General features: G+C 52.4%; 19 protein-coding genes and 1 tRNA gene. 11 read left to right on the top strand and 9 right to left on the bottom strand.

The window, feature by feature from the left end; all coding sequences use genetic code 11:
• Positions 1-36: 36 nt before the first annotated feature.
• The gene (locus tag QEH53_RS20210; RefSeq protein WP_309025035.1) at positions 37-1,437 is read left to right on the top strand and encodes a hypothetical protein; all 1,401 of its coding nucleotides are present in this window, start codon (positions 37-39) and stop codon (positions 1,435-1,437) included.
• Positions 1,438-1,469: 32 nt separating this feature from the next.
• A complete protein-coding gene (locus QEH53_RS20205) occupies positions 1,470-1,652 on the top strand; it encodes a hypothetical protein (RefSeq protein ID WP_309025034.1) in 183 nt (60 codons plus the stop codon).
• A gap of 86 nt (positions 1,653-1,738) precedes the next feature.
• Here QEH53_RS20205 and QEH53_RS20200 read toward each other — a convergent pair whose 3' ends face one another.
• On the bottom strand, positions 1,739-2,710 hold the full coding sequence (locus QEH53_RS20200; RefSeq protein ID WP_309025033.1) for a TIM barrel protein: 972 nt from the start codon (positions 2,708-2,710) through the stop codon (positions 1,739-1,741).
• 361 nt (positions 2,711-3,071) lie between these two features.
• Here QEH53_RS20200 and QEH53_RS20195 point away from each other — a divergent pair, with 361 nt between their 5' ends.
• The 4 genes from QEH53_RS20195 to QEH53_RS20180 all read left to right on the top strand — a co-directional run bounded on the left by QEH53_RS20195 (position 3,072) and on the right by QEH53_RS20180 (position 8,578).
• Positions 3,072-3,524: a hypothetical protein gene (locus QEH53_RS20195; RefSeq protein ID WP_309025032.1), complete on the top strand. Its 453-nt coding sequence runs from the start codon at positions 3,072-3,074 to the stop codon at positions 3,522-3,524.
• 416 nt (positions 3,525-3,940) lie between these two features.
• Positions 3,941-5,161: an ABC transporter substrate-binding protein gene (locus tag QEH53_RS20190; protein ID WP_309025031.1), complete on the top strand. Its 1,221-nt coding sequence runs from the start codon at positions 3,941-3,943 to the stop codon at positions 5,159-5,161.
• The gene (locus QEH53_RS20185) at positions 5,043-7,124 is read left to right on the top strand and encodes a response regulator (RefSeq protein WP_309025064.1); all 2,082 of its coding nucleotides are present in this window, start codon (positions 5,043-5,045) and stop codon (positions 7,122-7,124) included. Before QEH53_RS20190 ends, QEH53_RS20185 begins: the two co-directional genes overlap by 119 nt.
• Before the next feature lie 134 nt (positions 7,125-7,258).
• The gene (locus QEH53_RS20180) at positions 7,259-8,578 is read left to right on the top strand and encodes an SGNH/GDSL hydrolase family protein (RefSeq protein WP_309025030.1); all 1,320 of its coding nucleotides are present in this window, start codon (positions 7,259-7,261) and stop codon (positions 8,576-8,578) included.
• Positions 8,579-8,692: 114 nt separating this feature from the next.
• Here QEH53_RS20180 and QEH53_RS20175 read toward each other — a convergent pair.
• Positions 8,693-8,777 (bottom strand) — tRNA-Leu (locus QEH53_RS20175).
• Between the two features lie 248 nt (positions 8,778-9,025).
• Here QEH53_RS20175 and QEH53_RS20170 point away from each other — a divergent pair.
• Positions 9,026-10,300 (top strand): TolC family protein, encoded by a 1,275-nt coding sequence (locus tag QEH53_RS20170; RefSeq protein ID WP_309025029.1) that lies wholly within the window; start codon positions 9,026-9,028, stop codon positions 10,298-10,300.
• 39 nt (positions 10,301-10,339) lie between these two features.
• Positions 10,340-11,455, top strand: a complete 1,116-nt coding sequence (locus QEH53_RS20165; protein ID WP_309025028.1) for an efflux RND transporter periplasmic adaptor subunit — start codon at positions 10,340-10,342, stop codon at positions 11,453-11,455.
• A 64-nt stretch (positions 11,456-11,519) separates the two neighbouring features.
• Here QEH53_RS20165 and QEH53_RS20160 read toward each other — a convergent pair whose 3' ends face one another.
• The 4 genes from QEH53_RS20160 to QEH53_RS20145 form a co-directional block, all read right to left on the bottom strand.
• Positions 11,520-12,416, bottom strand: coding sequence for an NTP transferase domain-containing protein (locus QEH53_RS20160; protein WP_309025027.1), 897 nt, complete (start codon positions 12,414-12,416; stop codon positions 11,520-11,522).
• A 91-nt stretch (positions 12,417-12,507) separates the two neighbouring features.
• Positions 12,508-13,731: an energy transducer TonB gene (locus tag QEH53_RS20155; RefSeq protein WP_309025026.1), complete on the bottom strand. Its 1,224-nt coding sequence runs from the start codon at positions 13,729-13,731 to the stop codon at positions 12,508-12,510.
• 204 nt (positions 13,732-13,935) lie between these two features.
• The gene (locus QEH53_RS20150) at positions 13,936-15,156 is read right to left on the bottom strand and encodes an energy transducer TonB (RefSeq protein ID WP_309025025.1); all 1,221 of its coding nucleotides are present in this window, start codon (positions 15,154-15,156) and stop codon (positions 13,936-13,938) included.
• A gap of 239 nt (positions 15,157-15,395) precedes the next feature.
• The gene (locus QEH53_RS20145) at positions 15,396-17,168 is read right to left on the bottom strand and encodes a DUF255 domain-containing protein (RefSeq protein ID WP_309025024.1); all 1,773 of its coding nucleotides are present in this window, start codon (positions 17,166-17,168) and stop codon (positions 15,396-15,398) included.
• Positions 17,169-17,327: 159 nt separating this feature from the next.
• On the opposite strand from QEH53_RS20145, the gene queF reads away from it, so the two are divergent.
• The 3 genes from queF (at position 17,328) to QEH53_RS20130 (ending at position 19,014) form a co-directional block, all read left to right on the top strand.
• On the top strand, positions 17,328-17,708 hold the full coding sequence (queF, locus tag QEH53_RS20140; protein WP_309025023.1) for a preQ(1) synthase: 381 nt from the start codon (positions 17,328-17,330) through the stop codon (positions 17,706-17,708).
• Between the two features lie 13 nt (positions 17,709-17,721).
• Complete coding sequence (locus QEH53_RS20135) at positions 17,722-18,504, top strand: hypothetical protein (protein ID WP_309025022.1); 783 nt, start codon at positions 17,722-17,724, stop codon at positions 18,502-18,504.
• A 234-nt stretch (positions 18,505-18,738) separates the two neighbouring features.
• Positions 18,739-19,014: a helix-turn-helix transcriptional regulator gene (locus QEH53_RS20130; protein WP_309025021.1), complete on the top strand. Its 276-nt coding sequence runs from the start codon at positions 18,739-18,741 to the stop codon at positions 19,012-19,014.
• A gap of 95 nt (positions 19,015-19,109) precedes the next feature.
• Here the strand turns inward: QEH53_RS20130 and QEH53_RS20125 are convergent, their stop codons facing one another.
• From QEH53_RS20125 to ychF, 3 genes are all read right to left on the bottom strand, one after another.
• Positions 19,110-21,419, bottom strand: coding sequence for a carboxy terminal-processing peptidase (locus tag QEH53_RS20125; RefSeq protein ID WP_309025020.1), 2,310 nt, complete (start codon positions 21,417-21,419; stop codon positions 19,110-19,112).
• A gap of 135 nt (positions 21,420-21,554) precedes the next feature.
• Positions 21,555-22,439 carry a rhomboid family intramembrane serine protease gene (locus QEH53_RS20120; protein WP_309025019.1) on the bottom strand — a complete coding sequence of 295 codons (885 nt, stop codon included), beginning with the start codon at positions 22,437-22,439 and terminating at the stop codon, positions 21,555-21,557.
• 164 nt (positions 22,440-22,603) lie between these two features.
• Complete coding sequence (gene ychF / locus QEH53_RS20115) at positions 22,604-23,707, bottom strand: redox-regulated ATPase YchF (protein WP_309025063.1); 1,104 nt, start codon at positions 23,705-23,707, stop codon at positions 22,604-22,606.

The raw sequence follows: 23,707 nt of genomic DNA, 5'->3' as shown, positions 1-23,707 counted from the left end.
CCCAAAACCCTGCACCCCAAATCCCTTGTTCTGCCTATGACCACTGCCGATCCCTCAAAAGTAGTTGCCGCTTCGAGTAACGACTCAGCAACCAGCGAATACGAACGTCAACCCGTGCCTAAGAAGTCGCACAAAGGTGCGGGTAAGTTCTGGGGAATGTATGCAGGCGAGCATGCGGCCGGCACCGAGTTCATGATTGGGCCGCTTTTCCTTCTCAACGGCGTGACGTTGCAAAATGTTTTCATCGGCCTGCTCTTGGGAAATATGCTAGCGGTTCTTAGCTGGCGCTTCGTTTGCGCACCGATTGCTACCAAGGCTCGGCTTACGCTCTATTTTCATCTAGAGAAGATTGCGGGAGGAGGATTGGTCAAGGTGTACAATTTGGCGAATGGGGTTCTCTTCTGTTTCTTAGCTGGAGCGATGGTGACTGTCTCCGCGACGGCGGTGGGAATCCCGTTTAACATGGAAATGCCGACCATCGATGCGGTGTATCCAAATAGTGTTATGTTCGTATTGGTGGCCCTGGGAGTAGGGGCTCTAATCGCGGTGGTAGCGACTCTTGGATACGACATGGTGGCGAAGTTCGCGAATATCGCAGCACCTTGGATGGTGCTCGTATTTGTCGCTTGCGGATTAGTCGCGTTCAAGCAGGTCGATGTTTCTAGCTGGGATGAATTGAACGTGTTGTGGACGAGCTCGATCGCTTTTGCCCAAGAAGGAAAAGCTGAATCCTCCATGGGGTTCTGGAGCGTTGTCTTCTTCAGCTGGTTGTGTAATGCCGCCATGCACATGGGAATGGCGGACTTGTCAGTGTTTCGCTTCGCGAAGAAAAGCAGCTACGGTTGGGCGACTTCGGCCGGAATGTACGTTGGCCACTACGTGGCTTGGATCGCTGCAGCTTTCATGTTGGCGGCTCAAATCAAGCTCACTCAGGATGCGAGTCCCGTTCCTGGCCCGATGGCGGATAGCGTAGTGGGTCTTGCAGGCATTGTTTGTGTAATCGTGGCTGGATGGACGACGGCGAATCCTACGATCTATCGCGCAGGTTTGGCGTTCCAGGCGATGGTGCCCTCGATATCTAGAAGGGCAGGAACACTGGCGGCAGGGGCGTTAGCGACGGTGGCGGGAGTTTTCCCCGCTTTCGCTTTTATGCTCCTCGATTTCGTGGGTCTCTATGGGATGATCTTGGCTCCCATCGGAGCGATCATCTTCTTCAACTGGTATTTCCGGACCAGGGGAGATGCGGTTGATTTGCACGGACTGGCATATAAAGGCTCGTTTAACTTGGCCGTGCTTTTGGCATGGGTGTTGCCTATCGGAATTGCTCTTTACTTCATCCAAGTAAAGGGCGTGTCACCTTGGTTTTTGACCATGCCCTGTTGGCTGGCATGTGGGGGTCTCTACTTGCTCTTCAGCATGAAATCGAGAAGAGCCTAAACCCGTCGACTGAAACGAAAACGAATATCAATATGAACACAGTATTCAAAACCTTGGGACGTATCGGTCTATTGCTCACAATCCTTCCCTCTATACTCTACTTCATCGATAAGATGGAGCTTGAGGATGTGAAGCTCTACATGACGATCGGCATGGTCGCATGGTTCGTGGGTTCGATCCTTGCGAGTCGCTTGGTGCCAGCGGATAGCGAGTAGACGAGACGTTCCGTATTGTGCGGTCTCAAGTTTAACTGTCTTGGCCGTGGTAGGGGGCGAGGTACTCGACCGTCGCCCCAAGGGCGCTAATAGGAGTCGGCTTGGCGGTAGGCCTTTATGACGGCTTGTTCGCCTTCCTCCCCCTTTATCGAGTTACCGTGCTCCATGCCGACGACGAAATCCTTGCCTTCGGTTTGGCTGCGATCGTGAATATACTCGAAGACGTTGCGGTAATTGATTTCTCCGGTGCCGGGCTCTTTACGTCCCGGATTGTCACCTGCTTGGAAGTAGCCGATCTCGCTCCAGCAGGATTTGATGTTCGGGATCAGATTTCCTTCCGCGATTTGTTGGTGGTAGATGTCGAAGAGGATCTTGCAGGCAGGGCTGTCGACGGCGCGGCAGATGGCGTAGGCCTGATCGGAGCGCTCCAGGAAGACGCCTCCATGGTCGGCGTGCCAGTTTAGCGGTTCCAGTACCATGGCTAGGTCGTGTGGCTCTAGGATCTCGGCGCAGCGGCGCAACATATCAATCGCGTTCGCAGTTTGGTAGCCCTCGGACAAGCGCGGCCCTCCGTATTTGTTCCATTTATCTTGGTCAGTGTGTTGCTGGTCGACGGATCCCGGAACTACGGTGAAGTGGGTTGCGTTAACTCGCTTCGCGACTTCGACCGCGTTACGAATATTGGATAGGATTTCCTGTGTTGAGTCGGAGTCGGGTCGGGTAAAGGTGGGTTTGTCGAAACTGGCGTAGGCGACGAATACGCCCATTTTCATGCCGAGGGAGTCTAGGGTTTGGCCAATCTTGGCTTGTAGCTCAACCGGCCTCCCGCTGATGCCATTGTCTTCCCAAGCGGTGAAGCCTTGGTCGGCGGCGAACTTGATTTGGTCTATAATGTCGTCGCCCGCAGAAGCCTTGAACATGCCGGGGTGAGGGGCGTAACGAAGTTTGAACTTCGGCATCTGGTGGTGGTTTGCGTAAAGGCGAGGTGAGAATATGGGGCCGGAAGCGATGGCTGCTCCTGCGAGCAGTCCGTTACGGAGGAAGTCTCTACGTTTCATAAGGGGGATATTGAGGGATACGCTTGTTTACGTTAGATTAGCTAAGCTATTGATTGGTGTTCTGACGCTGTATCACGTTTTTGCCGAGCGCAATTTAAAGTAGAAATGTTATGGCCTTCTCCGGAGGCGTGATTTCGGTTTCATACCAGCATCACCGAACAATATAGATCGATACCGCCATTCTTCGGCTTTTCCCATAACGCTGAGATAGGGAGCTCGTGGATACAGTTTGCGAAACGACTGTTTCGATTTTGAAGACGAAACTGATGGGGTTGCACCCCGAGGGCTTTAACAAATCCCTGATTTTAGGGACGCTAGCTACGAGCTTGCCACCCCGGTCTGTTGCCCTCGTATTGCGGGCATGTCTCAGACCTCTGCAAACCTCCTAATCAAGCCACTCAACGACGCAGCGAGAGAGCGTTACCAAAACCACGGCCACTTCCACGATGGGGATGCAGGCTTGGATTTGTATACGATCGAGGACCTGCGGGTAGAACCAGGTGAAACGAAGTTCATCGAATTCCGCATTTCCTGCCAACCGGCTAACGGGAAGGCGTACTTCCTTATTCCGCGTTCTTCGATCTCCAAGACGCCGTTGCGCATGGCGAATTCCATCGGTCTGATCGACGGTGGCTATCGCGGGCAGATCATGGCGGCGGTGGACAATATCAAAAACGAGCCGTTTGTCGTAGAAGCAGGGACTCGCTTGTTTCAGCTGATCTTCCCCGATTGCTCGCCTATCTCCTACTCGCTTTCAGATGAGTTAAGCGAAACTACGCGCGGCAGCGGTGGTTTCGGCAGTACGGGAAAATAGGATAATCCTGAGGGCAGGCTGGTAAATTTTAATGAAAAGCCTGACGATCTGCCTGAGGCGATAGACTCGCGGAAGTCTTTGTGCAGGTTTCTCTGTGCACAGCTCAAGTCAAACACACAGGTCCCTAGCAGTTAGATGAGTTTTTGCTTCACCGAAAACTTGCATGCTCCCTTTGCATATTCTCCGATCGTATGCGAAAAGCATCCTGAGCGGGGGCTTTTGAGTGGCTTGAATTCTAATAAAGAGTATCGGATCACTGAATACAAATACTCGTCTAAGGATAACCTTGCGTTGGATATGCATTACCGGTATCCGATGGTAGGTTCCGTTTGTTTGCAGAGGCAAATCTAGTTATGATGCTCTTAACGAAAATGCGATGTGTCTTCTACCCCTTTGCCTTACTCGCAACCTTAACCGTGCTGCTTTCTTCCTGCTCTCCTGAGCCTAGAGAAGAGATCAACATCGGTTTCATTGGACCCTTGTCTGGCAACGCTGTTGATTTAGGATTGGCCCCGTCCAAGGCTATTGCTTTGGCGATCCAAGAATACAACGAAACCCGCGCCGATGACGATCCGATTGTGACATTCGCTTTCGAGGATGACGGTTGGGATGGAGCGAATGCAGTGACGCTATACGACAAGCTGAGACGGGAACATGGTATCGATATTCTGCTCATCAGTCATACTGATGGCACGATCGCTCTGCAAGAAAAGGTGAAAGCGGATGGCGTCTTGCTTGTCAACTCGTTGAACAATGACCAGCTGCTTTCGACGATGAACGAGAACACCTTTGTGATCGGCAAGAAGACGGAGGAGACTGCTCAAGTTGTAGCTTCTCGAGTGGTCGAATTGGGAAAGAAACGTGTGCGTGGGTTTTACGTTACGAATTCGTTTATGACGATCTCTTCAGATGCCTTCTCCGAGTTGCTGCAGCGACGAGGGGTTGAGGTCGAGATACTCCCGGTTGATATTTCGAAGGTGGATTTCATGGAGTCGCTGGAGGAGTTCAAAGAGGATGGCTGCGATGCGCTAGCGTTTTTTGGATACAAGAACCTCGGCTATGCCATGAAGCAAGCGCGAGAGCTCGGAATGGAAGTTCCGTTCTTTGCTTCCACGACGACGTTGGGAGAAGGATACTACGAAAATTCGGAAGGAGCTCTTAAAGGAACCGAATTTTCTTTTTTTACCCCAAACGATGGAAACTACATACTCGCTCGGCAATTCCTCGATCGCTATCGATTGAACTATGGTGAGGAGCCATTTTCGGTTTGGCCGCCTATGCAAGCCTACGATGCGACAAGCATGATTCTCAGCATCTTACAAAATGGAGAACAAAGAAAGGGTGAGACTTTGGTATCTTGGTTGAAACGTTCGCTTCACGAAATTAACTATTTTCAAAGGAGTTTGCGGAAATATCGCTGTGATGAAAGATGGCACATCGCGAGGCATCTATTTCTCTCTTTACACGGTCAAGGGAGCGGGGGTTATCCAGAAGGTAAAGCGGTAGTTGCCTATGAAAATTCGCTCCAAGCTTTATCTCGTCTACAGCCTAATGCTTTGCATTGTTGTATCCATCGTTTGGTACAACCGAGCCGTTGCGTCCGAAGCGAAGGAGAATTTCGCCACTTACGAGAATGAAATCAAGCCGGTTGTCGACTTGTTGCGGCAAATGAAACAGGCGAACAGTGAGCTGCGGCTTTTGCTGGCCAAGCGGATCAACAACTACGTTCGTTTCAGCTTCAGTGAAAGCTCGCGCCTGAAAGGGCTCGTCGAGGTGGAGATCCCTTTTATCAATTCGTCGCTGAGTGAGGCGGAATTCTCTATCGCACGTTCCGAGAGCGTAACGAGTCGCGAGCTGAGACTCGAAACCTTGATGGTGCAACAATTGGACCTAGCAGTGGAAATATTGGATACCGTGCCTCTTTTAGAGGAAGAGGGCGCAAAGCAGGAAGTTGAGTCGCGCATCTCCGTTCTAAATCGAGAGTTGGAGGAAGTGAGCTCCCTCATCGAACTCAGCGTGACGGGGTTGCTTTACGACTTTGAAAAGCAGAGCGAGTCCTACCGGCAAACCGTCTCGGAAGACTTGGCTGAAATGAGCCAGACTGCACTCTACTTAGGGGTCGTGGGGTCTTTAATTGGCTTCTTGCTTGTGGCTCGTGTAATTCGAAGTATCGCCCATCAGATTGGGGCACTAGAAGACGGGATGCGCTCGATTAAAAAGGGTGACTTAGACTCACAAATCGAAGTCACGGGGAAAAACGAACTTTCGGAGCTTGCCGAGTTTTTCAATGGAACGGCTACCTCTTTGCGAGGGGCGCAAGCAAGCTTAGTGGCGGCTCGGGATGCAGCAGAAGTGGCGAACGATTCAAAGTCGGAATTTTTGGCCAACATGAGCCACGAGATTAGGACGCCCATGAGTGGGGTTATCGGTTTAGCGGAGTTGCTCTTGGATACAAAGCTTGAAGAAGAGCAGCTTCGACATGTCAGAAGCATAAAAAGCAGCAGCGAGTCGCTCCTCACAATTCTCAATGACATTCTAGATCTCTCGAAAATCGAAGCCGGAAAGTTGGAAATCGAGAAGATCGATTTCGATTTGCGAACAATCTTGGACGAGGTTGCAGGATCCTTCGCCTTGAGAGCTTCCGAAAAAGGACTGGGGACCGTTTACCGAACGGACGTGGATGTGCCAGTCCTATTGCATGGCGATCCCGGTCGTTTACGGCAATTGTTGGTGAACTTGGTTGGCAACGCTATCAAGTTCACGGATGAGGGAGAAGTGTTCACTTCAGTTTCCCTCGGAGAACCCTCTGGGTTGCTGGTCAAGCTACGCTTTTCGGTTAAAGACACTGGCATCGGCATTCCTGCAGATCGGAGAGATAAACTCTTTAGTAAATTCTCGCAGCTCGACGCCTCTCATTCGCGAAAGTATGGCGGTACCGGCTTGGGCTTAGCCATTTCGCAGCAACTGGCGGAGCTGTTGGGTGGAGAGACTGGGGTGGTCAGTCCTATCGCTTCTTCTACTGTATCCAAGATCGGAGGACCAGGATCGGAATTCTGGTTTACCGCTTGTTTTGGCTTACAAGTCCAGCAACCGGAAAGTGTCTCGAAAGAGATAACTCCGGGCCCTCCCGAGAGGCTTCCGTCGCAGGCTGGCAGCCCTGCTGCAGAGCGGCTGCCGAGCGAATTGAACAACGTTGCGTACGGCTTTTCTTCTTTTGGTGCGAAGGTTTTGGTGGCGGAGGATACGCTTACGAATCAGATCGTCGTTAGAGGAATATTGAAGAAGTTCGGGATCTCTTGCGATATTGCGAACAACGGCGAAGAGGCTGTTGAGATGCTCAAGAAGACGAACTACGACCTTGTATTGATGGACATGCAAATGCCCATCCTAGATGGGATGGAGGCGACGCGGCTTATACGTGAAAAGAGCACGGGAACGCTTCGTCCGAATGTGCCAATTGTCGCAGTCACAGCCAACGTGATGGAGTCTGATCGCTTAAAGTGCATAGAAGCGGGAATGGACGGCCATATCACGAAGCCGATTTCGAAGGATAACCTCGTCGCTATCCTCGAACAGTGGATTGTGCCCTCCAGAAAGTAGCCCGCGTTCGTCGGCTCGGAAGCGAAATTTGACCGCTTTGCAGTCTTGTTGTTTTGCGAGGATTTCCAATAGTTCGGACTCATATGTTGAGAGCTTTCCCCTTGTTTTTCCTGTGCTTTGGCCTCTCGGGGCTTATGCCCGCTTACGCCGCCTCGGAGAAGTCACCGAGCCCATTCGCTGAATTAGTGGAGTTGGAGGATGGGGATACTTTCATCTTTCTTGGAGATAGCATCACTCATCAATGTCTCTATTCGCAGTATGTTGAGACCTATTTCTACACACGCTATCCTCATAAGCGTATCCACTTTCGCAATGCGGGCGTGAGTGGAGATCAGGTGGGTGACGCTTTGCTGCGATTTGAAGAAGAAGTGGCAGTTTTCGAGGCGGACTATGTATCCGTGCTCTTGGGCATGAACGATGGACGTTACCGATACTTCGACCACGAAATCTTTTCGCGGTACGAAATTGGGATGGGGCAACTGTTAGATCAGTTGGGAAATATATCAGAAGTGATCCCCATGGGTCCGACCTATTTTGATACGCGCTCTGTTCGCCTGTACGAAAATGCCGCGCATTGGGTAAATACGCGTGATGAGATGCGGGATTATTATCCCCCTGTGTTGGCTTTCTACTCTGAATGGGTAGCCGAGCGGGCCCAGCTAGGCGGCTTCAATTTCGTGGACATGGCGACCCCGATGCGTCGCTTGACCTTTGCCCAACGACGGAAGGATCCGTCCTTCACGCTTGCTAAAGACGCGGTGCATCCGGAAGCAAAGGGGCATGTCGTGATGGCGACAGCTATGTTACAGGATGCCTTTAAGATCGAGCCGGTATCAGAAATAATGATTTCTCTGAACAGAAAGGGACGTATCGAAAAATCGGATGCGAACGGCTTAATCGAAAACCTCGTTTCCAAAAAGGGACACGTTAGTTTCGACTTTACAGCGACAGCCTTGCCATGGGTATTGCCTTACTCTGCTCACGAGGGATTCGAGTTAGTGAACGCTGCTGAACGTTTCAGCCGGGAAAGCCTGCAGGTAAGTGGCCTAAAGGAAGGCGAATACGAGCTGAACATAGATCTTGTTCCGATCGGCCGTTATTCCGACGTCCAGTTGGCGATGGGGATCGAGCTACATGCTTTGGCTCACGCTCCTCAGTACAAACAGGCTATGGCGGTCGCGACCCTAAATAAGGATCGCAACGAGCAGGCGATAAAACCGATGCGTGATCTTTGGCTCAGTCGTAAGGTTAAGCTGCGGTCGGAGGAAAGTTGGCTAGAGGAAAGCCAGGCCCATCCAGACTATACTCCCCGCAAGGCAAGCTACGATGCGGAAATGGATTCGTTTTATTCGACGCTCAAGGAACTTGAAGCTTTAGCCATGGAATTCGAAGACAAGATCTACGCTGCGAACGAAGTGCCACCGCGTAGCTATTCGCTCACTTTGGTCGACTAGTGATCCCCCGAACGGCCGCGCAGGAAAAGTAACCTCGCGTCGTAGCGATATGCTGCGTTCGAGTAACGACCCGCAAAAAAGCCCGCTGCTCTGAGCGGGCTTCTTTTATTTCGATGGTACCCAGGACAGGGGTCGAACCTGCACATCTCACGATACTAGAGCCTAAATCTAGCGCGTCTACCAATTCCGCCACCTGGGCATACACCGGAAAAGTTGGAGAAGAAGACGCACAATTGGAGCGAAATCAACCCTAATTTGGAGGAAATCCGCTGTAGAGGGCCGTCTCGGAGGAGGAGTCCACAAATTGTGTTGATCGCGTTTCGCCCTTCTCTCAGAACCGAGCATCCCAGACTTGATCATCCTGCCTTCCGTGGTCTGGCTGTGGCCCCACAATTTCCGATCCTGTTTTCTCCTATGCGTCCGTTTTTGTTGCTTGTCGCGTGCCTCATGAGCACGAGTTCCTTCGCTGCAGATCCTTTTCGGGGACGTCTCCCTGAAGATTTGATTCCTCAAATGAAAGACATCATCTCTGGGGCGATGGAAGGGGCGGAGCTAATGCTTCTGCGCGAGTATTCCGAAGCCGAATCAGAAGGTCGCAGGATTGCGGCTCGTGCGGCAGTGATGCCGTCCTTTCGCTCCAATTTCGCATTTCGGCAAGAAAAGGCTATCGACGATATTGACGGGACGGGATACGAGGATCGGGTTGTCTACAACGTTACCTTGAGCCAGCCTCTCTACCATTGGGGAACCAGGCGTTCCGAGAAAGAGCTCGGAGAGTTGCAGTTCGAGATGGAGAAGCTGAACACGCAGATTGTGGCTGCTAGTGTTCTTGCTCAGGTGAGGCACGATTTCATGGGACTCATAGTAGCCAAGCAACGTTCGATCCGAGCTCAGCTAGACCTTAAACAGGCAGTATCCCAACGGAATTTCCAGCAATCTCAAATTGAGGCAGGTGCAGCGAGTTCGGGGTCAATTACTCGTTTCGATTTGGATGTAGAACGAAAGGAACTTCTGTCGCTACGAGCTGAATCGGATTATGAACTTCGCCTCGGAGAGCTCGCCAATTACGTGGGTATGTCTCCCAAGCAACTCTCGGGACTGGCAGTTGGAGTCGTTCCGGAGGTAGATATTTTGGATCAGCAGGAGATTGAATCGCTCGTGGCTTACTACGACCAAGCGATCGAAGAGGACGAGAGGATCCAGCAAAGTGAGATCGATATCGAAGTGAACAAGCGTCATCTCGACATCGCTAGGAAAGCCTTACTGCCGAAGGTCGACGCGCAATTGGGCTTGAGTTCTAATGCTCTTGATGTCGATGGGACACGGCGAGAGCAGGAGTATTCCTATTTCGGCTTGAGCGTGGGTTGGACCGTTTTCGATGGCTTCCGCAAGAAAGGTAAGACGATGGAAGCTTTAAGCCGGTTGAGTCGAGCAGAGAGAGCTAAGCGGTTGGGCGAGGAACGCTTGCTTCTCAGTTTCGATCGCTTGTTGCGTCGCCTTAGCATCGAGGGTCGAGCGTTGGCGATCGAGGAGCGCGTTCTGAAGAGCGCGAGGCAGGAACTGGACCAGGTGAAGCTCGATGTGGAGGAGCAACGTTCGCCCGTATCCGCAGAGGAGAAAGCCCAGAGCGACTACGACAACACATTGATTAGAACCCAAGACTCGCGCATTTCGTATCTTGATACTCTATCCCAGGTCGCTAATGAGTTGGGCCTGGATTGAGGTTTGAATCTTTAAGAAACCTCGAGCCGCACCCGTGAGATGAAGCTAGGTTTTCTACTAAAAATTATTGCTGTGGTCGCTGTTTTAGCAGCGGGTGCAGTGTATTTCGTGAGTTCAATGAAGCCGGTCGCGACGATCGCGAAGACCAAGCGCCATGTCGCGGTACGTTCGGTCCCTGGAACTTTACAAGTAGTGGCTGAGCGCGAGATGGATATCCGCGGCGACCTGCAGGGGCGAGTACTTGATTCGAATCTCGAACTAGGAGCCACCGTGAAAGAGGGTGATATACTGATGTCGCTCGATCTGGGTGACATCGATATCGCAATCGAGAAGCTCGGGATCGAAATGGAAGCTGCAAACTTGATTTTGGAGCAGGGCTCGAGTCGCCAGTTTAGCCTCATAACCCAGCAGGAGCGATTGGAGGACGTGAAGCGTCGCTTCGAGGCGGGAGAAGCCAGCAAGTCGGAGGTGGAAGCTCGAGAGCGCGACATCACCAGCACGGAGCAGGCAATAGAGGCCGAACTGAATTCCAAGGAAGTGCGAATCGCCCAGCTGAAAAACGAGTTGAAGCTGCTGGAGCGCCAGCGAGAAAAGATGACCATCCGTGCTCCGATGGACGGAGTGATCACGGAGGTGCTTGCCTACCGTGGTGACCTGATCTCCGGCGGCCAGGAAGTGGCTCGAATGATTTCGATAGACCGCATCGTGAAGGTAAAGGTCAGCGAGGAGAATTTTTCCGGTATCGAATTGGGGCAAATCGCCCGAGTGAAGTTTTTAGGTTACGGTGATTCGACCTTCGATGCTACAGTTTCTAAAACCCTGCCGGTGGCAGATCCTGTGACGCAGCGCTATACGGTTCACTTGGATGTCGATATCCCGACCGAGAAACTTTTTCCCGGATTGACAGGCGAGGCGACCATAACGCTCGACGAGCGTGATCGCGCTTTGATTATTCCGGGCACTGCGATCATCGGCGATCGTGTTTTCGTGGTCGAAGACGGTCTCGTTTCGATGAGAGAAATCGAAAAGGGGTATGGGAGCATGACCAACGTGGAAATTTTGTCCGGCCTAGACGAAGGAGATCAGGTCATCGTGGAGGACCTCGATCTGTTCAAGATTGGCGATCAGGTACGAACCACAGAAATGGTTTTCTAGAGCGGAGTGCGACGAGAGTCGTTTGGATGATCGATCGCCCTTTAGAGGCGCTAAGCCTCTTTTTTCAATAAGCGCCTTCGGCGCAAAGTGCGGCTATGGCGTTGCGGACGGAGGGAAGGTCTTCTCGGTAGGTCACGCCGAGCCAGCGGGAATCGCAAGGTAGCGCGAGGGTGCGCGATCCTCCTGCTTTGATCAATTGGTCCACTGCAGCGGGCAGGTAAAACTCAGACTTCGCCTCGGTTCCGCGTCCCTCCAGGAAGGTCGTGAAGAGCGGCTCGAGCTGGGCTGCCCAGCCGAGAGGGAAGCCCCAGCAATTGAGGGAAACAAGGGTGTCAGGCGAGAGAGTAAGTTCTTCGCCGGCTTCGTTGACCGCAGTAATGGTTTCGTCGGCACGGTAGCCGATCTCGGAGTGCTCCTCGATTGAAAGTAAGGTATGGTCGTCCGCGATTTCGCAGATGCCGCGCGATACAGTACCGTGCTTGGAAAGGGTATTGGAAAGGCGGTAGCCGACTAGGCCATAAGTTTGCTGCTCGGATTGAAGGGAGGAATCACCGAGGAATTTGGCGAGGGTTTGAAAGGCTTCGGCGCCGTAGAAGTCGTCAGCGTTGATGACGGCGAAAGGCGCGTCCAGGTGCTGGCGAGCTGCGTAAACAGCGTGTCCTGTGCCCCAAGGCTTTTGTCGCTGCTCGATATTTGGGACTGATACGGGGGTGTCGGTTATCTCTTGGAAGGCGTAAGCGAGTTCGATGGTGCCTGAATACTTATCTTCGGTAAGGCGTCGGAACTCTTCCTCCATTTCGTGTCGAATCACGAAAACGATTTTGCCGAAACCTGCTCGAGAGGCATCTAAGACGGAGTAGTCGAGGATCCATTCTCCTTGTGGGCCGACGGGCGCCATTTGCTTGAGGCCGCCGAATCGGCTGCCCATTCCGGCTGCAAGTACGAGCAAGATTGGTTGCATGGGGAGGATTTGTGTTTCGAGCACGGACGCTGGCAACAGAAAAGGGACGACTCGACGAGTCGTCCCGAGGAGAGGGGCAAGTGTTTTGAACTTAGCTTTGTTCGTTAAAGACGAATGGGATTAGCACGGAAGAAGGGACCTTTTCGCCGGCGCGGATGGCGGGTTTGAAAGACCATTGCTTAGCGGCTTCGATGGATGGGCCGACGAGCTCCTCGTGGGTGCTGTTGGCGCAGGAGGCGTTGATCACGCGGCCTCTCTCATCCAAGCTGACCCGGATCTTAACGTAACCTCGCACGAGTGCGAGCGCTTCGGGGATTTTCGGAGACTGGGTATGCTTCGCCACCGGTACGGAATCAACCGGTACGTCTGCAACGAGGAGGCCGCCGTTGAACGTGAAAGGTTGGGTTACGGTTGATGGTACTGCCTTACCATTTTTCATAGCGGGCTTAAATTTCCATTGCAACGCGGCTTCACGAGCTACTTCGGTGAGCTTGGAATGGCTCGACTCTAGCACATCGACTTTGGCGACGTATCCACTGGCGTCGATGGTCAGCTTTAGTTTGGCTTCCCCTTTGGCATCGCGAAGAAAACGCGGCAATTCTGGCATTGTTTGACGAATCGCATACGGAGCGCTCTCCACATTTTTTGCACGTCTGGCGGCGGCTACGACCTTGCTGTTTCCGGATCCCTTGAAGTGGAACGGTATGATTATCTTGGAAGCGACGGCCTCGCCAGCTTCAGTAGCTGGCTTGAATTTCCAGCTTTTCAAGGCCTTGGAAGCGATATCCTCCAATTCGCTGTGGGTGGAGTAGTTGACAGTAACCGCAGCAACTTCTCCGGAAGCGTCGAGGTCTGCCTGTAGGATGACTTCGCCAGTGATATGCTTTAGATCTTCAGTGAGCTGTGGCTTTGCTTTGACCTTGGCGATGGGAAGGCTGTCTTCGGGAGACTTTTTGGACTTTAGGACGATCGAACCTCGGTTGAAGTTGAAAGGTTGCACGACTCGCGAGGGAGTGGCGACACCGTCCTCAATTGCAGGGTGGAAGGTCCATCTGTGGATCGCAGACAGTGTAACTTCATTAAGGTCGGAATTCGTAGAATCGTAGATTTGTGCGTCGATTACGTATCCGAATTCGTTGATATCGACGAGTATGTTGACTTCGCCGGTAGCGTCGCTGAGGGCATCTGTTAGATGCGAAGCGACGGTCTTTTTAGGAGTAGGCACGGATGTCGCAGCGCTGGCGGCGATCGAAATAACGAACGCTGCAAGGATGCAAAAAGTACCCAGTAGTGTTGAGTTTTGAGAGCGTTTCATGTGATCGAATTATACAGGTTGAATCGACCGAATGACTCACAAACTTGATGCCCGCGATTACCCAAGGCTCGAGTGGTGACTCTCTAAGTAGCGTTAGGTAGCGCTTGCAACCAAGGGGAGTTTGATACCTTCATCTTGCGAAGAGGCGCGGTCCGCAAAGACCGCGCCTCGTTGCTCTAAGAGTTTTGAAAGAGGCTCTAGCCTCTAGGAGCGCTCGTTGAAAACGAAGGGAACGACCACTGTGGACGGTACTTTCTCGCCGTCGCGAATTGCAGGCTTGAAGCTCCAAGACTTCGCAGCTTCTACAGTCGGAGCGACCAGCTCGTCGTGTGAACTTTTGGTACAGGCTGCGTGGACGACGTTGCCTCGTGCATCTAGATTGAGGCGCACTTTAACATACCCCTGAACCTGAGCCAAGGCTTCGGGAAGCTTCGGAGCCTTAGATCTCTTGACCTCCGGCATGGTATCTACCGGAAGATCTGCAGTTAGCAGACCACCGTTGAAGCTGAAAGGTTGGACTACCGTGGATGCCACTGCTGCGCCGTCTTTAAATGCGGGCTTGAACTTCCACTGAAGAGCTGCGTCGCGAGCTGCGGACGTAAGCGCTTCGTTGCTGGATTCGACGATATCTACGGCAGCTACGTAACCGTACTCGTCTACTGTCAGCTTAAGCTTTGCGACTCCGCGCTGTTCCCTGAGCTCGCGGGTCAATTCGGGAGTTGGCTGGCGAAGAGCGACGGGCGCAGCATCGACCTTTGCGTTCTTTGCCACGATCTCATGCACGGCTTCGCGACCGGTGCCTTTGAAAGAAAATGGAATGATGACTTTCGAAGCGGAATTTTCACCGTCCTTTATTGCGGGCTTGAATTTCCATTGGGCGAGGGCGGCTCCGGCCACAGCTTCCAGTTCGGAGTGTGTTGAGCTCTTCACGCTAACAGCTTCTACCCGTCCCTCTGAGTCGAGACTTGCCTGGAGCACGACTTCGCCCGTGATGTTTTTTAGATCTGGGCTGAGCACAGGAGCTACTCGAGACTTGGCGATAGGGTTCCTGTCGGATGCAGTCTTTTTGGTTTCCATAACGATCGAGCCGTCATTGAAGTAAAAAGGCTGAATCGCTTTCGATGGTACAGCCACGCCGTTCGCGACTGCGGGTTCGAATGTCCATTGATAGATGGCAGCTAGAGCGGCTTGGTTGAGCGCCGCGTTGGTGGAATCCTCGATCAAGGCGTCGGTCACAAATCCGTATTCGTTAATATCCACGAGAATTCTTACTTCTCCTGCGTCTTGACTGATTGCCTCATTGAGGTGGGGGGCGACAGTCTTCTTGGGAGTAGGTACGGAATTGGCCCCAGCAGCAAACGGTAGTACGAGCGCTGCGCAGAGGGAGATGATGCCTAGATTCGGTGAGTGTTTTTTAGTCTTCATGTGACGTTGTTGTCACCATGTTACGGTCCGGACTCTAAGAACCTTAAAGCTTACTATCCTCTAGCGACGCCAAGGATGGAGCTCACAACCTGCCGGGAGAAGCTGACTTGAGTCTAGGGAGGTTTCCTGTGGGGCCCCTTAACTCGAAACCCACGAAATTACCTGCCAAAGTGAGACGCGGCGAGTTGGTCCAGAGGTAAACTCCTCCAGAAGGGACCAGAGGTCCGTCTGACTGTGCCTCAATCTTGACTGACTAAGAGTCTCGCAACGACCTGAAGCGATTCGAGAAACTGCGATGGATATTGGAGCTCGCTAGGCGCCGACTCTAAAAGGCTGGATGTCGCAGGTGCCTGGGCTTCGCCTAACTTGAGTTGGTTTTCCAGGTGAAGCGCGACTGGACTCTCTAAAATTCCGTCGAGATATATAGCAGAGGACATATCTTGGATGCCTATCTTACGTGCTAGCGCATTGTCTTCCAGATACCGCGAGTCCCCTTGCCAAGCGGAGTAGATTGCTTTCGCTGTATCCAAAGATTCATTATTACTCTCTTTCAGGCTTAGAGCGGCCGCAGCCAACTGGGCATAGGCGTGAGAGGACGCCTTTTGAATCCGGTCGTCTGAATTGTAGAGTGTTCCGCTGACTGCGTCAAAATTAGCTTGGATTGTCCTCTGCAAATGAGAGTTCGCTAATTTAGTGAGATCGGTATCTCCGAGGGCCTCAGCTGCCGCAGTCAATCCTCTGGCGAGAAGGGCGTTGGTCGCGGTGTATCCATTTTTGTCGGACAGGGGGAACGCTTTCTTCGAGCGTAGTTTACGGAGAGCCTTGCGTTCCTTGTCGAGTTCATGGCTTAAGGCTTGTTCCGAATGCGCAAAGGGGACGTTCAATCCTTTGTAGATGCCGAGGATGTCGGTGTCTTCGTCGAGATTCCCCTCTGTTGAGAGTCCCCACGCCTCTCTTGCCTTAGAATCTAGCTTCGCCACTTGGGTTCCTTCGATGAGATAATAGGAACCTTCTGTCATGTCAGGCGTTTCACCCTCTGCAAAGCTGTCGAGGTACTGGATCGCGAGTCCATTTTCTTTGAGCAGTTTTTGCTCGATAAACGCAACCGTTAGTTCGATCAGGAATTTGTATTCGGATTTTTGGTCTATTTCGTAGAGCTCTGAAAGAGCGAGCAGCATGTAGGCCTGGTCGCTGGTAGACTTTTGAAAGAGGGGGAGTTTCCAATTGGGGTCATTGGATCCGATGAAGAAGCCGCCGTCGATACTGTCGAATCCTGCCCCGTTTACCACCTGCCCGATGAACTTGTGCAACTCGGCCGCTAGCTCCTTAGATTCTGAATCAGGTAGAGTGCGGGCGTATCGGGCACTGTTGTAGAGAGCGAGTGCGGAGAGGGTAGGGGCTTCTTGATCGACGAACGACTCGGCAGAGTACGTTTCTGGGATTGCCGCGAGCTGGCTTAGACTAATCGACGACTGAGTGAGTGACTCTTCCAGTCTGTTTTTAGCTGAGGCGACGAAGTCGGCTCGATTGTTCAACCACTGTTCGGATACGTTCCGGGCAACGCTCAGAAAACCTTGTCCGCCCCAATCGTCGGTAGGCGGAAAATAGCCGCCGCCGTTGAGGGGCGCTAGGTGAGTATCGGTCCAGATGCAGGTGGGTAGCTCGTTTGCCGAAAAGTGCTCGTTAGCCATTTGGCCGAGCAGGGAAGCGAGTTCAGGTTCCTCGTTGATGTCAACCAGTACAGGGATCGCGGTTTCGTTGAGAGTGCTTGCAATGGTGGTGTTCTGGAAAGTCTCGCCAAGCATAGAGCGAGCGAGGCTGTTGCCGTAGTGCCCTACGAAAAAAAAGAGCGGTTTGTCGGTGTCGGCGGCTTTTCGGAGGGTCTCTTCATTCCAGTGGAGCCACTCGACAGCGTCCGTCTCGTGCGCGGTCCAGAAGGAGGATTTTGCGAGCAGTTCGGCGCTCAGGAAGGTTGCGAGGAAAAGTAGCGGCAATCTGGGGTAGATGGACATAGCGCGAAACTTAGCGGAGCCGTCGGCGGTCGCAAGCTCTCTGTCTGCTGCAACATTAGATTGAGCTAAAAGGGCAGTCTTGGAGAATCCCCCGCATGCAAAGCTTGATGTTGGCTGTTTCGGCTTCGATAGTCTGAGCGTTTCAGAAAATTAGGGCTTATGGAATCGAAATACCTAGGGAAAATAGTTCGAGAACCGGTGACGGAGCTGGACAGCTTCGAGGCGCCGAAAGGGGTGTCTCTGGTGACTATGACATCGGACGAGTTGACCAGCTCGTGTCCAATAACGGGTCAGCCTGATCTCTACACAGTATCGATCGAGTACGTGCCTGACGCGCTTTGTATCGAGAGTAAGAGCCTCAAGCTCTTCCTCTGGGGTTTCAACGACAAGGCGATGTTTGCGGAAAAGATCGCGGCGGAAATCTGCGATCGGGTGGTTGCGGACATCTCTCCCAAACGCTGCAAAGTTCTGACCGTGCAAAAACCGAGAGGCGGCATCACTATCGAGTCCGTTGCAGAGTTTCCTAGGACTGACGCGTAGTTACGGCTAAATCATGAGTTTTTTAGACAAGCTGGAGAAGCGTTTTGGTTCCTGGGCCATTCGGGGTCTGACTAATTACATCGTAGTAGGGCAGGCCCTAACTTTTCTGATGGTAGCGATTTCGCCTCCGGAGACGGCTGCCCGGATGTTGGAGCTGATGGAATATCGCCTCGTGAATTTCTTGGGAGGTTATTTTTGGAATCCTGTCAGTTTCATTCTCATTCCGAAGACCTTCAGTCTCATCTGGATCGCGTTTTCGCTGATGATCCTGCATATGATGGGCAGTGCCCTTGAGGAACATTGGGGAGCGTTTCGCTATAACCTGTATGTGTTGTTGGGGATTGTGTGCGTCGTAGCCTCGGGCGTCGTATTCCCATATCACTCGTTTTCGAGCTATTTCCTTCTTACCTCTATTTTCTTGGCGTTTGCTTACCTTCATCCGGAGATCGAGCTGAATCTGTTTTTTGTTCTGCCGGTGAAAATGAAGTGGCTCGGCTGGTTCACTTTTGCCATGGCTCTATTCTTCGTACTTCGAGAGGGTCCCGCGACGAAGCTGGAGTTTGTCGCTTCGCTCATTAATTTCCCAATCTTCTTTGGAGCGGAGATCATCCGTGGGGTTCGATCGAAAAAACGTGTGCGAACGATGAAGTCCGAAAAGCGCAGGCTCGAAGTTGAACCTTTTCACACTTGCTCGGTTTGCGGAGCGACGGATGTTTCCCACCCAGATCGCGATTTCCGCTACAGGAAAGACGGTGCCGTCTGCTCCGAGTGCGTTCCCCTCCGGGAGGAAGATTGACTGGAGTCGCTCGATTTTAAGCAGTCGAAAGGCTCTAGTAGATTACCTGAGACAGTATGGCTGGAAATATCCACTATTGACTAAGGTTAAGGAGCGGGCTTAGTAAAAAGTCCGTAAAGTAATCATCCAACTCTGGTCGAAGCGTTGCGAAGCAGAGAATCTGCTGCGTGAGAGACCGAGCCCCTTGGGCAGCTGTTATGGCTTAAGGGGAGTAATCCGGAATCTAATCCAACTGTGAAATCCAACCATTTGTCCGAAACTGACCCAGAAGCTCGCGAGAGATCTATTCCTAGTGTCGAACAGCTCGATCGATTGACGAAACGCGAAAAGCAAGTGCTTTTCTGGATCGTCGAAGGCAAGACTAATGGAGACATCGGTCGCATCCTTGGGATAAGCCACCGCACCGTGGAAAAACACTGCGAAAGCATTTTCCGTAAGCTCGGAATAGAGAACCGCTACGCAGCGATTGTCTGTGCTCTTACAAACAATTGGCAGCTCAAGCCTGAGTAGTCGCTAGCGGCATCAAAGAACTTTCCAGACGAAAGCCGCCTCCCCATTGAAAGGAAGGCGGCTTTGTCGTGAATTCAAATATTGCTCTGGATTTGCTAGTTGAGCAGCCGTTCGAAACGTGACTTCGAAGCGATCGGGAGTGCTGGTTGACTCCAGTCCACCGGATCGGGCTCGATGCCGATGGCTTCTGTCATGATGCGAAGTGTCTCGCGAAGTTGAATGTCGAACTCGGGAAGTTCCTCCTCTTCTTCTTCTTCCGCAGAATTCTCTGGATCCGCAGCGGCGACCTCCGGATCGCTTTCTTCGCTGGCCTCTGGGACTGCTGTCACCTCGGGTTCTTCGGCTTTCGATGCCTCTTCCTCCAGTTCTCGCTGGGCTTCTTCGCGAACTACACTGTCGAGTTTTATCTCTGTGTATTCGTAGTTGTTTTCGGCGAGCTGTCGCTGCTCCTCCTTAATTGCGTCGAGGAATACCTCGTCCTGCTCCATCATGATTTTGCGCTTTTCAAGGTTGAGCGAAATTTGTTTCCGTTCTTCGCGCTCGGCAAACCAGTCGAGTCGTTTCTGTAGGAAGTTGAATTCCTCGAGTGATTTGGCTCTCTCTTCGCTGTTCATGGTGAGCGTTTCCAATAGACTGTTCTTGAGGGTCATTTCCACGAATCGAGCGACTGGCTTGATGTAGTCCCAGGATAGAGATTGCGGAAGATCTGCTTCGCCAACAGCGGTTACCTCCTCCATGGAGTGAAGTTGGATGTCGGGTACGACTCCTTTTCTTTGAGTAGAGAAGCCATTGGGTAAATAGAACTTGCGAATGGTGAGCTTAGCGGCTCCAGCACGGTCGTTGGCGAGCTCCTTTCTCAGTACGTATTGGTCGAGCGAGAAGACTTGCTGCACAGTGCCTTTACCGTGGGTAGATGAGTTTCCGATGGTGATGGAGCGACCGTAGTTTTGCAGGGCCCCCGCTAGGATCTCAGAAGCGGAGGCGCTATAGCGAGAGGTGAGCACGGCTAGCGGGCCACTGTAAGCTACCTTAGGATCGCGGTCCATGTGGGAGACGACGTAGCCGCTCTTCTCGCGAACCTGTACGACGGGCCCGCGTCGGATGAAGAGACCTGTCATTTTGATGGCCTCGTCAAGGAGTCCGCCGCCATTGCGACGAAGGTCGAGCACGATACCCTGTACGCCCTCTGCCTTCATCTTGAGAACGAGCTCTTCGACATCGGCGGTGACGCTTGTGGTGTAGCGTTGTCCATTTTCGATGTATTCGTCCCCACCGTAGAAAGTAGGTATATCGATGACGCCGATCGGGTTAGAGTTTCCATTGGCGTCCGGAACTTCAAAAATCTTGCCGGTAGTGCGGCTGGAATTGATATGAACTTCATCGCGAACGATAACCACATCCTCGCGCACGGAATCGTCGGTAGCGTCGGCCGGGATGATTGTTAGAGTAACCTTCGATCCTTTTTCGCCGCGGATTTGATCAACAATTTTGCGAAGCCCCATGCCGATGATGTCGACCGGTTCCTCATTCTCTTGGGCGACGGCGACGATGCGGTCGTTCGGCTTGAGTTTTTTGCTGCGAATTGCAGGGGCGCCAGGGACAAGTTCGCGAATTACGCAATAGCCATCCTCTTCGCTTAGCATCGCACCTATACCTATTAGCTTCAGACGCATGCTGATGTTGAAGTCTTCCAGCGTATCTGAGGATAGGAAGCTGGAGTGTGGATCGAACATCTTTGTGAGGCTCGTTAGGAAAATTTCTTGGACGTCTTTCGAGCTATTCTCATAGATGCTGCGGAGTACACGCTTGTAGCGCTTGGTGATGCGTTCCTTGGCTTCCTCCTGAGTCTTATCGTTTAGGATCTCCTGCAGCAACTCGTACTTGATGCGGAGGCGCCAAAGTTCGTCTGCCTCCTCTTCGCTGCTGGGCCAAGGACTCTCGCTGCGGTCGTAGATGAAGTATTCGTCCTCGTCGAATGACCATTCCTTCTCGAGTTGAGCGAGCACCCAATCGACGCGGGTGATCACACGGTCTCGATAGAGGGTGTAAACCTCGAAGGCGGCTTCCAGTTCTCCTTGGTAGCGCAACTTGAAGCCGAGTGAGTCGCCGTACTTTTCAGTGAAACTTTTCTCGTGCTCGGAAAGGTAGAACAGTTTGTTGTAGTCGAGTGCCTCCATGAAGTGGGTGATAAGCTCGGCAAAGGTCTCGTTTGAAATCTCGGCGCTCTCGAAGTGCATGGTTTCGAGCATTTCGACGATGAGCCGAGCCTCGTTTTGCATGAGAGCTGTACTCTCCAATTTAGGCAGTTCACCCTTGGTCACGTCGTCAACGGCAGTGACGCAGTAACTGATGGGTACGATGGCGAGGCCGAGCAAAGCTGCTGCGGCAGTTAAGCGCTTGATCATAGGGTTCTGGTTCGAGTTCTGTCTGTCGACTGCGTGGGTTCTGGATTCCTTATTTCGGTCGACGGGGGTTGGTAATTGTTTTGTTTTACTACGGATTACGGCAGTTTTTGCCAGCGCGGAATGGAAATTCCCCGCTTATCGTTTCCTTAGCAGATCTCGCGCTTCGTCCAAAACTTCCTTCTCTTTCGAAGAAAGTGAGGCGAAACCCTTGCTGTTAATTTTGTCGAGAATGCGATCGACCTCTTCTTTCAGGTCGCGTGTATCCCTGGACACGTTGACTCGGTAGGTGTAGCCGGACGTGCTCTTCTCGGTTTTAGGACGTTTCTTGAAGAAGCGTGCGAAAGATAAGGAGACGGTGCCGGAATTGTCGTAAGGATTCGGTTGGTAGACGTACTTGTGGAAGAGGAACGCGAAGAGCATTCCCCCCAGGTGGGCGGAATGGGCTACGGCGTTGGGACCCTTCGCAAAAAGCTCTTGGAAAAAGAGACCTAATATTCCGATCCCCACGTAAAAGTATGCCAGGTAGCGAGGCTTGACTGGAATAACGAAGAAGAGAAGCACTTCGCGGTCTGGATTGAGGCAGGCGAAAAAGATGAGAAGGGCAGAGGCGGCAGCGGAGGCCCCGATAACCGAACCAGCTCCGGAAACGAAACTGGCTGCGAACCACGCTAATCCTCCTACTAAGACAGCTCCGAAGTAGAGTTGGAGAAAGCGTTTCTGACCGAGAGCGGTCATGGCTGCTCTACCGAAAAAGTAGATCACGACCATATTGAAAATGAGATGCAACGGCAACAGGCTCCCTGTGCTGTGCAGAAAGGAGTAGGTGATCGGCGTCCAGACCATGCCGCTCTGCAACGAATCGTGGTGGAAGGCGAAGAATCGAGCTACGATTCCCGGTCCGCCCGAAAGGTCGAAGATGTTTTGCAGAACGAAAACGACTACATTCGCTCCGATGATCCAAGTTAGCGTTTTTTTCGCTGTATCATCGGAACTGGGTGTCATGTATGATCGGTCGTACATCTAGTTGCTGCTTTTGGGCCTAAGGTCGCTGCTTTTGCGTTAATTACAAGGGGCGACGTTTTGAATAAATCGCTCCATTCCTGCCGCTCTGTAGGAAAATGTGGGACGGGTACGACTTAATCCTGATTTCGCTGGGCAAACAGACCTCGAAAAGGTCCCTAAGTTCAGTTGTTAAATCGGAAAACCGCAACATCGCCGTCTTTAAAAAGATATTCCTTACCTTCGAGGCGATATTTACCCGCGTCGCGTGCCGCGGAAACGCTGCCTAGCGAGCTGAGGTCGTCGTAAGCAACCACTTCTGCTTTGATGAAACCTTTTTCGAAATCGGTATGGATGACTCCGGCACATTGGGGAGCGGTCATACCCTCCTCGAAAGTCCAAGCCCGCACTTCCTTTTCGCCGGCGGTGAAGTAGGTCTTGAGGCCGAGCAGCGCGTACGACTCGCGAATTAGTAGCGAAACGCCCGAATCGTCCACTCCGAGGTCGGCGAGGAATTCCTTAGCGTCCTCGTCCGAAAGGTCGATTAGCTCGGATTCGATTTGAGCGGAAATGACCACGCACCCGGCATCGTGGGCGGACTTTGCGTATTCGCGCACCTTGGTTACAAAAGGATTCGCGTCTGCTTCGGCGAGGTCGTCCTCCATGACGTTGGCCGCATAGATTACAGATTTTGATGAGAGGAGGTGGAGTCCCTTGAGAATTTCGAGCTCCTCCTTGGACATTTCCAGAGTGTTGGCTGGCTTTCCGTCGTTGAAGTGGGGGAGTAGGCGATCGATCAGTTCCACGGTGGCAGCCGCTTCCTTGTCGCCTGAGCGGACTTTCTTAACGAGTTTCTCTTTTTGGCGCTCGACGGATTCCAAGTCGCAGAGGATGAGCTCTGTATTAATAATCTCAATATCGCGAATGGGGTCGACCGAGCCCATGCTGTGCACGATGTCGTCGTTCTCAAAGCAGCGTACGACTTGCACGATAGCGTCGGTTTCTCGGATGTTGGCGAGAAACTTGTTGCCAAGGCCTTCCCCTTTGCTGGCACCTTCCACGAGACCAGCGATGTCGACGAATTCGATGGCGGCAGGGATGACAACATTGGTCCCAGCGATCTTCTGCAGCACCTGCAAACGGGCGTCCGGCACGTTGACCACGCCCACGTTGGGGTCGATGGTGCAAAAGGGGTAGTTAGCAGACTCCGCCTTGCGCGTACGAGTGAGCGCATTGAAGAGAGTTGACTTGCCAACGTTAGGAAGACCGACGATACCAGCTTTCAGCAT

Source organism: Pelagicoccus sp. SDUM812002 (assembly GCF_031127835.1).
Taxonomy (GTDB): Bacteria; Verrucomicrobiota; Verrucomicrobiia; order Opitutales; family Opitutaceae; genus Pelagicoccus.
This window is presented reverse-complemented; position numbering and strand designations above follow the sequence as displayed.

Excerpts from the sequence above, each read along its gene's own strand:
- QEH53_RS20210 (WP_309025035.1), top strand. The coding sequence starts at position 37 with ATGACCACTGCCGATCCCTCAAAAGTAGTTGCCGCTTCGAGTAACGAC.
- QEH53_RS20205 (WP_309025034.1), top strand. The coding sequence starts at position 1,470 with ATGAACACAGTATTCAAAACCTTGGGACGTATCGGTCTATTGCTCACA.
- QEH53_RS20200 (WP_309025033.1), bottom strand. The coding sequence starts at position 2,710 with ATGAAACGTAGAGACTTCCTCCGTAACGGACTGCTCGCAGGAGCAGCC.
- QEH53_RS20195 (WP_309025032.1), top strand. The coding sequence starts at position 3,072 with ATGTCTCAGACCTCTGCAAACCTCCTAATCAAGCCACTCAACGACGCA.
- QEH53_RS20180 (WP_309025030.1), top strand. The coding sequence starts at position 7,259 with ATGCCCGCTTACGCCGCCTCGGAGAAGTCACCGAGCCCATTCGCTGAA.
- QEH53_RS20170 (WP_309025029.1), top strand. The coding sequence starts at position 9,026 with ATGAGCACGAGTTCCTTCGCTGCAGATCCTTTTCGGGGACGTCTCCCT.
- QEH53_RS20165 (WP_309025028.1), top strand. The coding sequence starts at position 10,340 with ATGAAGCTAGGTTTTCTACTAAAAATTATTGCTGTGGTCGCTGTTTTA.
- QEH53_RS20160 (WP_309025027.1), bottom strand. The coding sequence starts at position 12,416 with ATGCAACCAATCTTGCTCGTACTTGCAGCCGGAATGGGCAGCCGATTC.
- QEH53_RS20155 (WP_309025026.1), bottom strand. The coding sequence starts at position 13,731 with ATGAAACGCTCTCAAAACTCAACACTACTGGGTACTTTTTGCATCCTT.
- QEH53_RS20150 (WP_309025025.1), bottom strand. The coding sequence starts at position 15,156 with ATGAAGACTAAAAAACACTCACCGAATCTAGGCATCATCTCCCTCTGC.
- QEH53_RS20145 (WP_309025024.1), bottom strand. The coding sequence starts at position 17,168 with ATGTCCATCTACCCCAGATTGCCGCTACTTTTCCTCGCAACCTTCCTG.
- queF (WP_309025023.1), top strand. The coding sequence starts at position 17,328 with ATGGAATCGAAATACCTAGGGAAAATAGTTCGAGAACCGGTGACGGAG.
- QEH53_RS20135 (WP_309025022.1), top strand. The coding sequence starts at position 17,722 with ATGAGTTTTTTAGACAAGCTGGAGAAGCGTTTTGGTTCCTGGGCCATT.
- QEH53_RS20125 (WP_309025020.1), bottom strand. The coding sequence starts at position 21,419 with ATGATCAAGCGCTTAACTGCCGCAGCAGCTTTGCTCGGCCTCGCCATC.
- QEH53_RS20120 (WP_309025019.1), bottom strand. The coding sequence starts at position 22,439 with ATGTACGACCGATCATACATGACACCCAGTTCCGATGATACAGCGAAA.
- ychF (WP_309025063.1), bottom strand. The coding sequence starts at position 23,707 with ATGCTGAAAGCTGGTATCGTCGGTCTTCCTAACGTTGGCAAGTCAACT.